The organism is Streptomyces kaniharaensis (assembly GCF_009569385.1).
Classification (GTDB): Bacteria; Actinomycetota; Actinomycetes; order Streptomycetales; family Streptomycetaceae; genus Kitasatospora; species Kitasatospora kaniharaensis.
Genome location: NZ_WBOF01000001.1, coordinates 3,193,571 through 3,205,905 on the forward strand (window position 1 = coordinate 3,193,571; position 12,335 = coordinate 3,205,905).

The 12,335-nt window shown below is 73.7% G+C and carries 12 protein-coding genes; 7 read left to right on the forward strand and 5 right to left on the reverse strand.

What is annotated here, in order from left to right; genetic code table 11:
• Positions 1–35 precede the first annotated feature (35 nt).
• From F7Q99_RS14640 to F7Q99_RS42570, 3 genes are all read left to right on the forward strand, one after another.
• Positions 36–1,886: a threonine/serine exporter family protein gene (locus tag F7Q99_RS14640; RefSeq protein WP_326846665.1), complete on the forward strand. Its 1,851-nt coding sequence runs from the start codon at positions 36–38 to the stop codon at positions 1,884–1,886.
• Between the two features lie 76 nt (positions 1,887–1,962).
• A complete protein-coding gene (locus F7Q99_RS14645; protein WP_195911067.1) occupies positions 1,963–3,075 on the forward strand; it encodes a hypothetical protein in 1,113 nt (370 codons plus the stop codon).
• Positions 3,076–3,325: 250 nt separating this feature from the next.
• Positions 3,326–4,558, forward strand: coding sequence for a C40 family peptidase (locus tag F7Q99_RS42570; protein ID WP_153461770.1), 1,233 nt, complete (start codon positions 3,326–3,328; stop codon positions 4,556–4,558).
• 43 nt (positions 4,559–4,601) lie between these two features.
• Here the strand turns inward: F7Q99_RS42570 and F7Q99_RS14655 are convergent, their stop codons facing one another.
• The gene (locus tag F7Q99_RS14655) at positions 4,602–4,946 is read right to left on the reverse strand and encodes a hypothetical protein (protein ID WP_153461772.1); all 345 of its coding nucleotides are present in this window, start codon (positions 4,944–4,946) and stop codon (positions 4,602–4,604) included.
• A 137-nt stretch (positions 4,947–5,083) separates the two neighbouring features.
• Between F7Q99_RS14655 and F7Q99_RS14660 the strand changes: the two genes are divergently transcribed.
• Positions 5,084–5,659 carry a GNAT family N-acetyltransferase gene (locus tag F7Q99_RS14660; RefSeq protein WP_153461774.1) on the forward strand — a complete coding sequence of 192 codons (576 nt, stop codon included), beginning with the start codon at positions 5,084–5,086 and terminating at the stop codon, positions 5,657–5,659.
• A gap of 37 nt (positions 5,660–5,696) precedes the next feature.
• A complete protein-coding gene (locus tag F7Q99_RS14665; protein ID WP_153461776.1) occupies positions 5,697–6,977 on the forward strand; it encodes a GNAT family N-acetyltransferase in 1,281 nt (426 codons plus the stop codon).
• Positions 6,978–7,055: 78 nt separating this feature from the next.
• Here F7Q99_RS14665 and F7Q99_RS14670 read toward each other — a convergent pair whose 3' ends face one another.
• The gene (locus tag F7Q99_RS14670) at positions 7,056–7,883 is read right to left on the reverse strand and encodes a TetR/AcrR family transcriptional regulator (protein ID WP_326846666.1); all 828 of its coding nucleotides are present in this window, start codon (positions 7,881–7,883) and stop codon (positions 7,056–7,058) included.
• Between the two features lie 183 nt (positions 7,884–8,066).
• Between F7Q99_RS14670 and F7Q99_RS14675 the strand changes: the two genes are divergently transcribed.
• Positions 8,067–8,603, forward strand: coding sequence for a GNAT family N-acetyltransferase (locus F7Q99_RS14675; RefSeq protein ID WP_153461778.1), 537 nt, complete (start codon positions 8,067–8,069; stop codon positions 8,601–8,603).
• Here the strand turns inward: F7Q99_RS14675 and F7Q99_RS14680 are convergent.
• Positions 8,594–9,073, reverse strand: coding sequence for a macro domain-containing protein (locus tag F7Q99_RS14680; protein ID WP_153461780.1), 480 nt, complete (start codon positions 9,071–9,073; stop codon positions 8,594–8,596). The two genes, F7Q99_RS14675 and F7Q99_RS14680, sit on opposite strands and share 10 nt — an antisense overlap.
• A gap of 9 nt (positions 9,074–9,082) precedes the next feature.
• On the reverse strand, positions 9,083–10,348 hold the full coding sequence (locus F7Q99_RS14685; RefSeq protein ID WP_153461782.1) for an MFS transporter: 1,266 nt from the start codon (positions 10,346–10,348) through the stop codon (positions 9,083–9,085).
• Between the two features lie 110 nt (positions 10,349–10,458).
• Between F7Q99_RS14685 and F7Q99_RS14690 the strand changes: the two genes are divergently transcribed.
• Positions 10,459–11,424, forward strand: coding sequence for a LysR family transcriptional regulator (locus tag F7Q99_RS14690; protein ID WP_153461784.1), 966 nt, complete (start codon positions 10,459–10,461; stop codon positions 11,422–11,424).
• Between the two features lie 158 nt (positions 11,425–11,582).
• Here the strand turns inward: F7Q99_RS14690 and F7Q99_RS14695 are convergent, their stop codons facing one another.
• Positions 11,583–12,209 (reverse strand): YceI family protein, encoded by a 627-nt coding sequence (locus F7Q99_RS14695; RefSeq protein WP_153461786.1) that lies wholly within the window; start codon positions 12,207–12,209, stop codon positions 11,583–11,585.
• Positions 12,210–12,335: the final 126 nt, after the last annotated feature.

The window sequence follows — 12,335 nt, forward strand, 5'->3', positions numbered from 1 at the left end:
TGGCCCGCGGCCACCAGGGGTGGCAAGGAGCGGAAGTGCCGAAGCAGGGCCGACCGGGCGGAGGCGAGCGGGCGAACGGAGACCGGGCAGCCGGCCAGGTGCGGCAGACGCCACCGGTGCGGCCGGCGCACCCCGCCGAGGCGCCGCCCACCGAGGGCCTGCTCGGCCACCCCGCCCCGGCCCCCGCCGCCGAGCCCACCGTCACCATCTCGCGCGGCGGCCCGGTCGACCCGCCCGCCCCCGAGACCAAGGGCCTGCTGGTCCCCGGGCCCGCGCCCGCGCCCGAGCCGCAGCCGGCGCCGTCCCTGGAGCTGCCGCAGTCGTCGTCCGAGGCGGCCGCCGAAGGCCGACGCCCGAACCGCCGCCGCTCGGTCGCCGAGGACACCCTCACCCCCGAGGAGTGGCGGGCCGCCGGCTACACCCCGCCGGCCGGCATCCCGGTCCCCGAGCTGACGCCCGGCGCGCCCGGCGAGGCGCCCTGGCCGGACCGGATGCGCACGCTGCTGCGCACCCCGATGTTCGAGCGCCCCGCCTTCGAGCGGACCGCCCGCGAGATGCACCCCTCGGCGGGCCGGAACGTCCCCCGCATCCTCGACCTGACCCTGCGCATCGGCGAGCTGCTGCTGGCCAGCGGCGAGGCCGCCGAGGACGTCGAGGCGGCGATGCTCGGCATCGCGCACGCCTACCGGCTGGACCGCTGCGAGCCGCAGGTGACCTTCACCCTGATCGGCATCTCGCACCAGCCGTCGCTGGTCGAGCCGCCGATCACCGCGGACCGGGTGGTGCGCCGCCGCACCTCCGACTACACCCGCCTCAACGCGGTCTACGAGCTTGTCGCGGACATCACCGCGGAGAAGGTCACGGTCAACGACGCCTACCGCCGGCTCGCCGTGATCCGCCGCAACCGGCACCCGTACCCGGCCTGGCTGCTCGCCCTGAACACCGGACTGCTGGCCGGCGCGGCGACCTTCCTGGTCGGCGGGCGGATCGACGACAAGGCGCTGCTGGTCTTCGCGAGCGCGTTCATCGCGGCCGTGCTCGGCGACCGGCTGGCCTCCGTGCTCGCCCGGCGCCGGCTGCCGGAGTTCTACCAGTTCGTCGCGGCCGCGATGCCGGCCGCCGCCTCCGGGATCATCCTCTCGTTCAACGACTGGGGCCTGCGCGGCTCGGTCGTGATCACCGGTGGGCTGTTCGCGCTGTTGCCCGGGCGGGCACTGGTCGCCGCCGTCCAGGACGGCCTGACCGGCTTCTACATCACGGCCGCCGCGCGCCTGCTGGAAGTGATCTACCTGGTCGCGGGCATCGTGATCGGCGTGATGCTGATCCTCTACCTGGGGGTCGGCTTCGAGGCGAGGCTCCGGCCGGACGAGAGCCTGGTGGGGAGCAGCTATCCGCCGGTCCAGATGGTCGCCGCGCTGGTGCTGACCCTCGCGTTCGCGATGCTGCTGCAGACCGACCGCCGCACCCTCGCCCTCGTCACGGTGAACAGCGGCATCGGCTGGTCCAGCTACGGCGCGCTGGTCCACAACGCGGGCATCTCCCCGATCGTCGCGACCGGGGTGGCGGCCGGCCTGGTCGGACTCTTCGGCCAGCTGATGGCGCGTTACCGCAACGGCTCCGCGCTGCCGTACGTGACCGCCGCGATCGGCCCGCTGATGCCCGGTTCGGCGCTCTACCTGGGGATGCTCGCCTTCGCCCAGGGGCACTCCAGCGCCGGCCTGGTGTCGATCACCCGGGCGGCGGCGATCGCGATGGCGCTGGCCATCGGTGTGAACCTCGGTGGCGAGGTCGCCCGGCTGTTCCTGAAGCTTCCCGTCGGTGCCGAGCGTCCCTCCCTGTACCCGGCCGAGCCGCGCCGGGCCGCCAAGCGCACCCGGGGCTTCTGACCGCGTCGGACCGGTGTCGGCCTCCGGGCCACGTCACGGCGGGCAGGACGCAGGACCAGGAACGAAGGTAAGACCCATGACCACACTGCTGGACGGCTACCGCGAGCACATCGTCGCCGCGCACAAACAACCGCTGCTCCTGCTGCTGGTCGGGTTCATCACCTCCTTCGTCTTCATCCGGTTCAGCGTGCGGATGATCCGGGCCCAGGTGCGCTGGTGGCCCGGCAACGTCACCCCCGGCGGCCTGCACATCCACCACATGGTGTTCGGCCTGGGCTTCCTGCTGGTCGGCGGCATCGGGGTGTTCGCCACCTACGGCGGGCACCCGTGGATCGACTGGTTCGGGCTGATCTTCGGCATGGGCTGCGGCCTGGTGCTGGACGAGTTCGCGCTGATCCTGCACCTGGACGACGTGTACTGGAGCGAGCAGGGCCGCAAGTCGGTGGACGCGGTGATCTTCGGGATCCTGTTCACCGCCCTGCTGCTGGTTGGGTACGTGCCGCTCGGCGTGGTGCCCGGGGAGGAGACCCGGTGGGGGCTGGTCAGCGTGATCTCCGTCAACGCGCTGGCCTCGGTGATCACCCTGCTCAAGGGCAAGGTGTGGACCGGCCTGCTCGGCATCATGGTCCCCGGCCTCTCCTGGATCGGCGCGATCCGGCTGGCCCGGCCGACGAGCCCGTGGGCCCGCTGGCTGTACGCCACGCGCCCCCGCCGCCGGGCGCGTGCGCTCCGGCGTGAGCGCCTGCTGCACCGGCGGGCGGACCGGGCGCGGACCTGGTTCTTCGACCTGATCGCCGGCGCGCCCGACAAGGTGTCGGCCAACCACCCCGCCGCCCACCGGGTGGCCGAGCGGATGGCCGCCCGGGCCACCGCCCACCTGGACGCCCATGAGGCCCGGGCGCTGGCCCGGCGCTCCGCGCGGCTCGCGGACCGGCGGTCGGCTGCTGCCGCCCGGACGGCTGTCGCCGGGGCCGCCGCGGGCGCAGCGCACGGTCCGGCGGCGGCGCACGAGGTCTCCGTCGACGGGGTGCCCGGGACGGGGCACGGCCGCGGGCGCCGGGCGCAGCAGCGCCGCCGGACGGTCCGGGCCGGGCGCAACCGCACGTACGCGGTCCGGCCGCTCGGGCTGGAGCCCCGGCCCGAACGGCACCCGCACGTGCGGACGCACACCCGCCGGATCATCCGGTAGTTGGTTCGCCTTCGTGTGCCTGGTGCGCCTGGTGCGCCTCGTGCGCCCGGCCGGACTTGAGGCCTGATCGGATCATCTGATGATCACCCGTCCGGCTGTGCGCGTTCGGCGTGTGAAGAGCGCCCGGCTTGAGACCATATGCGACGAATGGCTGTTTTGTGGCGCGATGGGGTGCCTTGCCGAACCGCCCGTCCGCTGCTCTGTCCGACGCGTGACTCGTCCGACCCCGTTCCGTGAGAAGGGATGTCTCGTGACGCGCAGGTTCCTGACGACCCTCCTGCTCCTCCTCACCGCCCAGCTGGGGCTGTTCCCCGCCGCCCAGGCCGCCCGGGCGGATCCCGAACCGGCCGCCGGAGCCGACCCGTACCCCTCCGCGGAGGACGTCGACCGGGCCCGCGCCGAGGCCGACCGCAAGGCCGCGTCGGTGGCCGGCATCGAGGCCGGGCTGACCGCCGCCCAGGCGGAGCTGGACCGGGCCGGCCGGAGCGCCGAACAGGCCGTCGAGGCCTACAACGGAGCGCAGCTCGCTCTCGCCCGGGCCCGTACCGAGGAGACCGCCGCCGGCGGGCGGGCCGCCGAGGCCGAGGCCGACCGCGCCGCCGCGACCGAGGACGCCGCCCTACTCGCCGGCGAGACCTACCGGCAGGGCGCCGGCGCCGAACTGTCCGCGCTCAACGCCCTGCTCGGCGCACGCGGCCCGCGCGAGGCCGCCGACCGAGCTGCTGCGGTCGGCGTCGCCAGCGATCGCGCCCGGCGGATCCTCGACGCCGCCACCTCCACGGCGGCCGCCGCGAGCCGTGCCTCCGCCGCCGCCCGGGCCGCCGCCGAGGCCGCGGGGAAGGCCGCCGCCGAGGTGGGCGCGGCCAGGAGCCGGGCGGAGGCCAGGCTGGCGGCGCAGCAGACGGAGGTGGCCGCCATCGGGCAACGCCGCGAGCAGTTGCTGGCCGACCTGGCCGCCGCCCGGGACACCACCGTCGAGCTGGAACGGCAGCGCCGCGAGGCCCTGGAGGCGATCGCCGCGCGCGAGGCCGAGGCCGCCGCCCGGGCCGCGGCCGAAGCCGCCGCTGCCGCTGCCGCCAAGTCCGGTCCGGCGGCGCCGCCCGCCCGTCCGTGGTCGGCCGAGGGCGCGGCTGCGGCCGTCGCCTTCGCCCGGTCCAAGATCGGCCTGCCGTACGTCTGGGGCGGCGATGGCCCGGGCGGCTACGACTGCTCCGGGCTGACCATGATGGCCTGGCGGGAGGGCGGTAAGCGGCTCAACCACTTCGCCGCCGACCAGTACGCCCAGAGCACCCCGATCACCTACCGCGACCTCCGCCCCGGCGACCTGGTCTTCTGGACCGCCACCGGCCGGGCCGCCGACATCCACCACGTCGGCCTCTACATCGGCGACGACCAGATGATCGAGGCCCCGCGCACCGGCATGCCGGTCAAGCAGGCCAGCCTCTGGATCATGGGCACGCCCAACTTCTACGCCCGCCCGTAGAGGGTGCCGGACGCGGCGAACCGGTGAGGACCATCCGGTGCGGTCAGCCGTGGGACTGCAACTCCTCCCGCCGGGTGCGGAGCAGGACGCCGCCCCAGATCCAGGCGGCGGAGAGCGGGACGGTCAGGACGGAGACGCCGACCGCCCCGCGGATCCGCTCGGCCGCGCGGGAGTCGCAGGTCGCCGAGTCGTACCGGTCCCCCCGTGCTCCGGAGAACACCGGGGAGCCGCAGTCGACCCTGCCGTCGTAGGCGTCGGCCGGGTAGAACGCCAGCCAGATCGCCCAGATCCAGCCGACGACCGTCAGCGTCCCCAGCAGCTTCGCCAGATTGCTCCGCCTTTCGTAGGCCTTCACCGCGTGAAGGTGGCGGAGGTAGTCGTCGTCCATGGTTCCCCCTGAAGAGATCGTGCGTGTCTGAACCGGGACGAGGATTCCAGGGCGCGGCCGGCCGCACCAGCGGGCTCTGGCGATCCGTCGGTGCCCACCGCTAGCGTGACCGTTCCGACTGTTGGTGGGGAGGCGCGATGCGGCTGCGGGACGTCGAGGAGAGCGACGCCGAGGCGTACGTCCGGATGCGGTGCGACCCGGTGATGATGGCCGAGTTGGGCGGGCCGCTGCCAAAGGAGCGGGTCGTCGAGCGGTTGCGGAACGAGGTCCGGGAGGCGGCCGAGGACCGCTCCTGGATCAGGATGATCGTCGTTCCGGACGGGGCCGGGCCGGGGGAGGCCGTGGCCGGCGGGATAGCGCTCTGGTCCCATGAGTCCCACGAGTCCCGAGAGTCCCGAGAGTCCCGCGGGTCCAACGAGGACGGCGGCGCCGCGATCAGCGAGATCGGCTGGATGGTGCTGCCCGAGTACCAGGGGCGCGGCCTCGCCAAGGCGGCCGTCCGGCAGCTGCTGGACCAGGCCGCGCGGGACGGCCGTTGGGGCTCGGTGCACGCGTTCCCCGCGGTCACCAACGGACCGTCCAACGGCATCTGCCGGGCGCTCGGTTTCCGGCTGCTCGGCGAGCGGGAGGTGGACTTCGCGGACCGCGTACTGCACTGCCACCACTGGGTGGTGGAGCCCGGAGAGCACGCCGGGTCGGGCACGGATAAATGAGGTGCCGCCATCGGGCGGGCGGTCGTACCGTGGCCCAATGGGCAACTCCTTCGACGGTGACGCCGTCGAGACTGTCAACGGAATCCAGATCCGCGCGGTCGCCGAGGACGAGGTCGCGGCGTGGGACCGGGCGCTCGCTCTCGGTTTCCTCCGCTCGCACGTCGAGAGCGCGGCCGAGTACCGCCGCCTCCAGTGGGAGCCCGGGCGGATGCTCGGCGCCTTCGACGAGGGCCGCTGCATCGCGACCTTCCGCAGCTTCGACGTCGAGCTGACGGTCCCGGGCGGGGCCACCGTCCAGGCCGACGCGGTCACCGGCGTCACGGTGAGCGCCACCCACCGCCGGCGAGGGCTGCTCAGCGCCATGATGCGGCGGGACCTCACCGCGGCCCGTGCGCGCGGCTCGGCGGTCGCCGTCCTGATCGCCGCCGAGTACAACATCTACGGCCGGTACGGCTTCGGCCCGGCCACCCGCGGCCACGGCTGGGACGTCGACCTGCAGCGCAGCCGCGGCCTGCGCGACGGCGTGCCCACCGTGCCCGGCGGGCGGATCGACTTCGTCACCATGGAGGAGGCCCGCAAGATCGGGCCCGAGCTCCACGACCGCTGGCGGCTCACCCAGCCCGGCGCGCTGGCCCGCGACGACGTGTGGTGGAAGCGCAACACCGGCGAAGTCAACGTCCCGGGCTTCGAGTTCAAGGAGCCGTTCGTCGCCGTCCACCGGGACGCCCAGGGCGCCGCCACCGGCCTGGTGGCCTACCGCGTCGACGACACCTGGGACGGCAGCTATCCGAACTGCACCCTGACCGTGGTCGACTTCTTCGCCCTCGACCGGGCGACGGCCGCCGAGCTGTGGCGCTTCGTCTTCTCCGTCGACTGGGTGCGCAAGGTCGTCGCCGAGAACATCGGCCCGGACGATCCGCTGCCGCTCCTGCTCCAGGACCCGCGCGCCGCGACGCCGTACGAGGACAACGCCGACTTCACCTGGCTTCGCGTACTCGACGTCGAGGCCGCGTTCAACGCCCGGACGTACGGCGCACCCGGGCGCGTGGTGCTGGACGTCGAGGACCGGCTCGGCTTCGCGGCCGGTCGCTGGGCGATCGAGGTCGCGGCCGACGGCACGGGCCGATGCACCCCGACCGAGGACGCGGCCGACCTCGCCCTGGGAGCCTCCGAGTTGGGCACGCTCTACCTCGGCGGCGAGACCCTTCCCCGGCTGGCCGCGGCCGGCCTGGTCACCGAGCTGCGCCCGGGCGCGGCCGCGGCGGCGGACCTCCTGCTGCGGACGCCGCTGCTGGCCTGGAACCCGGACAACTTCTGAGGACTCGCTCGTCCTGCGCCCGAGAGCCGGCCCGCACGTCCGCGGGCCGGCTCTCGGCGTTCGCAAACGACCTGGACGCTATTTCGTGGCGGTCTTGCCGATGGTGGGCAGGATGAAATCCTGAATGAGGCCCTTGGCGTCGCGGACGATCGGCCGGAAGACCCGATAACGGGAGAGGTTGATGACCCGGGCGGCCATGGGAGTCGACCGCCGGACGAATTCCCGCGTCCGCTCGGTGTCCGGTGTGCGGTCGAACACCCAGTAGAGCACCACGACCATGAGGTTCAGCCACAGGACGTCGGGCAGCAGTTCCACCAGCTCGGCGTCCAGCTTGGGCGCCAGCTCGGAGCCTTGCAGGACGTCGCGGAACAGCTCGACCTCGGTCGCCCGCGCCGGGTGGGACTCGTTGGAGAACGGGCTCAGCGAGCTGTTCGGATCGGCGGCCGTCCGGAAGAACTGCGCCGCGAACTCGTGGTACGGAGCAGCAGTGTCGAGCCAGGAGGTCAGCGCGATCTGCAGGCGCTCGGCGAAGTCCCGCGTACCGGCCATGCGATTCCTGGCGTCCGCCGCGTGGTCGTACGTCATCCGGTCATAGAATCCTTGGATCAAGAATTCCTTCGCCGAGAAGTAGTAGTAGGCATTGCCGACCGAAACTCCCGCCTCGGTGGCGATGGCACGCATCGTGGTCTTCTCGTAGCCGCGCTCCTGGAACAGGCGCATCGCCGTCTCCAGGATCAGCGCCCGGGTGGCCTCGCTCTTGTCCGTCTTCGGCTGGGCGCGACTGCCCCGTGGCTCGACGGGCGGTACGGCCACGGCCGCTCCGCCCTCCGCCTCGGGGGTGGCGGCTGCCGTTTCGGCCGTACCGCTCGTGCCGTCCGTTCCGTTGGTCGCTTCGAGGTCTGCCACGGGAATGAGCCTAGCCGGAGAGCAGGCTCCAACCGGTGTCGGTGCGTACGGCACCGGATGCCCCCTCCGCATCCGGTGCCGCCGCTCCGCCCCCGTTCATTTCGAACGCGTTCAAAAGCATGCTCGCACTGTAGCGGGCGCGATTGAACATGTTCAATGCGGCGGGTGTGGGAGGCTCGTCACATGATCGGATCCGATGAGACCGCCATTCGGCGCGGCGGGGCGCACGATGCCGAGACCGTCGCCGACCTCCACGCCCTCAGCTGGCGGACCGCCTACCGCGGCATCGTCCCCGCCGAGGCGATCGGCGACGGGCTGGCCGCCGAGCGACGCGAACTGTGGGCGCTGCGGCTGACCGCCGACTACGGGGAGCCGGTCGACACGCCGGAACTGCTGATCGCCGAACGGGCCGGTGAGGCGGTCGGGTTCGCCTACCTCGTCCCGCAGCCGGACGGCCGGGTGCTGCTCGACAACCTGCACGTCCGGCCCGGCCGCACCGGCGGCGGCATCGGCCGCGCCCTGCTGGCCGAGGCCCGCGCGCACGTCGCGGAGCGTCATCCGGGTGCGGCGCTGTACCTGGAGGTGCTGCGCGACAACACCCGTGCCGTCGCCTTCTACGAGCGCGAGGGCGGCCGGCGGACGGCGGCGCAGGAGGGTGTCTTCCCGGGCGGCCACCTGCTGCCCGAGTACGTGTACACGTGGCCCGCGGCTCAGTCGTAGTCGTAGACCGTCACCGGCACCCCCCGCTCCACCAGCCGTGCCGTCACCAGTGGTTCGACGAGCTCCCAGCGCCCGCCGGCCAGGCCGCAGCCGATCCGCGGCATGTGGACGGAGGCGCCGAGCTCCCGCGCCCGCTCGCCCAGGGCGGCCAGCGCGGCGTCCATGGCCTCGTACCGCACCGGCACACCCGTGGAGCGGCCCGTCCGGATGCCGCGCTGGCCGACCAGGTTGGCCACCCAGACGTACGGCTCGACCTGCACCAGCTGCAGGGCGCCCAGCCCGAAGTCGTTCCGCGCCCGCTCCCGGTGCCAGCGCCGGAACGCCGCCTCCGGCTCGGGCCAGCGCTTCGATATCGCGACGACGAAGCCCTTGCCCCAGCCGCCGAGGTCGTTGCAGACGTGCGCGATCACCTTGACGCCCTTGGCCTGGGGCGCGGTGGCGTCGCCTCGGACGTACGTGATGGTCGACATGTCCGAACGCTAGCGCGCCGCACTGACAACCCGTTCGGAATTCTCCGCCGGCCGCGGCCCAGGACCTGAACCGATCAGGTGCCGCCGTCCGGCCAGGGCGATCAGCAGGGCGAGGGCGGCCGCCCCGGCGGGCAGCGCGTAGCCGGTGCCGGGCGCGGTGTGTTCGGCGACCGTCCCGGCGAGCGCCGCGCCGGCCGAGATGCCGACCACGATGCCCGACACCGCCACCGCCATGCCCTCGTTCAACTGCCGCTGCGGCAGCAGCTCCTGGACGAGCGTCATGCCGGTCACCATGGTCGGCGCGGTGCCCGTGCCGGCCGCGAACAGCGCCACCCCGAGCAGGCCGAGCCCGGCACCGCCCAGCCCGGCGGCGAGCGGCAGGAACAGCAGCCCGGCCATCGCCGCGACCCCGCGCAGGAAGCGGACCCCGGGGGTCTTGCGCGACGCCAGCAGTCCGAACAGCAGCCCGGCCGCACAGGAGCCGGCCGCGACCAGCGCCAGCAGCCCGCCCGCGACCGGCTTGTGGCCGAGCGAGTCGGCGTACGCGACGGTGGTGATCTCCGTCGAGCCGAAGACCGCGCCGGTGGCGATGAAGGTCAGCAGCAGCACCCGCAGCCCGGGTACGCGGATCGGCGAGCCGTGGTGGGGCGTCGAAGAAGGCCGGGACAGCGGTGGTTCGGTCCGTCGTTGGGCGGCGAACAGCAGGGTGCCGGTGGTGCCGAGCGTCCCGGCGGTGAGCAGTCCTGCCTCCGGGGCGACCGTCGTGCAGAGCAGCATCCCGAGGACCGGCCCGGCCATGAAGCAGAGCTCGTCCAGCGCCTGTTCGAAGGAGTTGGCCAGGTGCCGGGCGGCCGGGTCGGCCCGGTACAGGTGCGCCCAGCGGGCCCGCGCCATGCCGCCGAGGTTGGGTGCCGCCGCGCAGGCCGCCCAGCAGGCGTACAGCGCCCAGTCGGGTGCGCCGAGCCGGACGCAGAGCAGCAGGCCGAGGAGCGGTACGGCGTTGTACAGCGTGGCCGGGACGGCCACCCGCGCCTGCCCGTACCGGTCCACCAGCCGCCCGAGCAGCGGCATCCCGACCGCGCCGGTGGCGAGCCCGGCCGCCGCGACGGTGCCCGCGAGCGCGTACGAGCCGCGCCGCTCGGCGATCAGCACCACCAGCGAGACGCCGGTCATCGAGAACGCGAGCCGGCCGAGCAGCCCGGCGAGGGTGAAGGCGGCGGTGCCGGGGGCCGCGAACAGCCGCCGGTAGGAAGCGAAAAGGGCGCGCGAGGGCATCGGGCTCCTGAGGAGTCGTCGGGGGATGCGTACAGCCTCGCCCGGGCGACCGGCGCCGGTCCAACACCTGTTCCGCCGCACTCACAACACGGTGTTGTTAATCTGTCGCCATGTCCCGTGACCTGCACCCCCGCCTGCTCCGCGGCTTCGTCGCGACGGCCGAGACGCTGCACTTCGGCCGGGCCGCCGGGCAACTGCACGTGGCCCAGCAGGCGCTCAGCCGGGACATCCGCACGCTGGAGCGGCTGCTCGGCGACGCCCTGTTCACCCGCACCACCCGCAGCGTCGAACTCACCCCGGCCGGGCTGCGGTTGCTGCCGCAGGCCCGCCAACTCCTCGCGCTGCACGACGAGATCGTCGCGGGCACTGCCGAGCGGCCCCTGCTGCTCGACCTCAACAGCGACGTCACCGGCCCCGACCTGACCGCCGACCGGGTGCTCGCCCGGGCCCGGGCCGCCCGGCCGGAGGGCGAACTGCTGGCCCGCTTCCACGGCGGCCTCGCCGCGGCCGCCGCCGAACTGCTGGCCCACCGGCTGGACGTCTCGTTCGGCCGTTTCGCCGGGCTGACCGCCGAACTGCGCGGCCAACTCGCCCAGCGGCCGGTCCGGCTGGAGCGGATCTCGGTGATGATGGCGGACACCCACCCGCTGGCCGGCCGTCCGGCGCTGCGCCTCGCCGACCTGGCCGGGCACCCCGTCGACATCTGCGCGGGCAACCCGGCCACCACCGAGTGGGCCGACCTCGGCGCCCGGCTGCTGCGCGAGCACGGGCTGACGGCGGCGGCGCCGTACGTGCCGCCGGTGGGCGTGGACGAGACCGCCCGGTACCTCGCCCGGCACCGCGACCCGATGCTGACCACGGTCGGCGGCCCGCACATCCCGGGCGCGGTGAACGTGCCACTGGTCGAGCCGGTGCCGCTCAGCCTGGTCAGCCTGGTGCACCGGCCCGGGATGCGGCACCCGGGCCTGGCGGCGCTGGCCGCGGCGGCGGCGGAACTCGGCGCGGCCGAGGGCTGGTTGAGCCGCCCACCGGGCAGCTGGCTGCCGGCGGCGGACGCGGCCCTGCTGCCGGGCTGAGCCCCGGCGAACATGCCGCATCGGAGAGGGTTCCCCGGCGGAAATGCCGGGCGTCCGCCCGTTGTTCTGCCGGAACGGCGCACCGCCCCTGCCGCTCGGGGGTCGGCAGGGGCGGTGCGGGTCCGGTGGTGGCGGGACGACGGCCGTGGACGGCCGGGTCAGGCCGCCTTGACGGCGGAGATGTCGAAGCTGAGCTTGACCTTCTCGCCGATCAGCACGCCGCCGGTCTCCAGCGCCGCGTTGTAGGTCAGGCCGAAGTCGGTGCGGTCGACGACGGCCGAGCCCTCGAAGCCGACCCGCTCGGCGCCGTAGGCGTCGGTGGCGCTGCCGGTGTAGTCGAGGTCCAGGACGACCGGGCGGGTGGTGTCCTTGATGGTCAGCTCGCCGGTCATCCGGAAGGAGTCGCCGCGCAGCCGCTCGGTCGAGATGCTGCGGAAGCGGATCTCCGGGTAGGCCTCGGCGGCGAAGAAGTCGCCGGTGCGCAGGTGCTCGTCGCGCTGGGCCTGGTTGGTGTCGATGCTGGCGACCTTGATCACCAGCTCGGCGGAGGAGTTGCCGGGCGCGCTGCCGTCCAGGTGCAGCTTGCCGTCGTAGTCGGTGAAGCGGCCCTTGACGTTGGTGACCATCGCGTGGCGGACCGAGAAGCCGATCTCGCTGTGCGTGGTGTCGATCGCCCAGTCGCCGGTCAGGTGGGCGAGGTCCGGGCCGGCCGGGGTCCCGACGACGGTGGCGACGGCCGTGGTGGCGGGGGCGGCGGCGGTCTTGGTGCGGTTGAACAGGCCCATGGCTCCTCCTCGGGTTCGAAGCCAGTTGTTTAGGCTTCAACTTCTTGGTCTCCACCATAGACCCGCATCGTTCAACTTTCAACCATGCGTCCGACTGATTTGTCCGAGGCCGCCGTTAGTCTTCGA

Bases quoted from the DNA above. Each gene is read 5' to 3' on its own strand.
- F7Q99_RS14645 (WP_195911067.1), top strand. From the start codon at position 1,963: ATGACCACACTGCTGGACGGCTACCGCGAGCACATCGTCGCCGCGCAC.
- F7Q99_RS14655 (WP_153461772.1), bottom strand. From the start codon at position 4,946: ATGGACGACGACTACCTCCGCCACCTTCACGCGGTGAAGGCCTACGAA.
- F7Q99_RS14660 (WP_153461774.1), top strand. From the start codon at position 5,084: ATGCGGCTGCGGGACGTCGAGGAGAGCGACGCCGAGGCGTACGTCCGG.
- F7Q99_RS14665 (WP_153461776.1), top strand. From the start codon at position 5,697: ATGGGCAACTCCTTCGACGGTGACGCCGTCGAGACTGTCAACGGAATC.
- F7Q99_RS14675 (WP_153461778.1), top strand. From the start codon at position 8,067: ATGATCGGATCCGATGAGACCGCCATTCGGCGCGGCGGGGCGCACGAT.
- F7Q99_RS14680 (WP_153461780.1), bottom strand. From the start codon at position 9,073: ATGTCGACCATCACGTACGTCCGAGGCGACGCCACCGCGCCCCAGGCC.
- F7Q99_RS14685 (WP_153461782.1), bottom strand. From the start codon at position 10,348: ATGCCCTCGCGCGCCCTTTTCGCTTCCTACCGGCGGCTGTTCGCGGCC.
- F7Q99_RS14690 (WP_153461784.1), top strand. From the start codon at position 10,459: ATGTCCCGTGACCTGCACCCCCGCCTGCTCCGCGGCTTCGTCGCGACG.
- F7Q99_RS14695 (WP_153461786.1), bottom strand. From the start codon at position 12,209: ATGGGCCTGTTCAACCGCACCAAGACCGCCGCCGCCCCCGCCACCACG.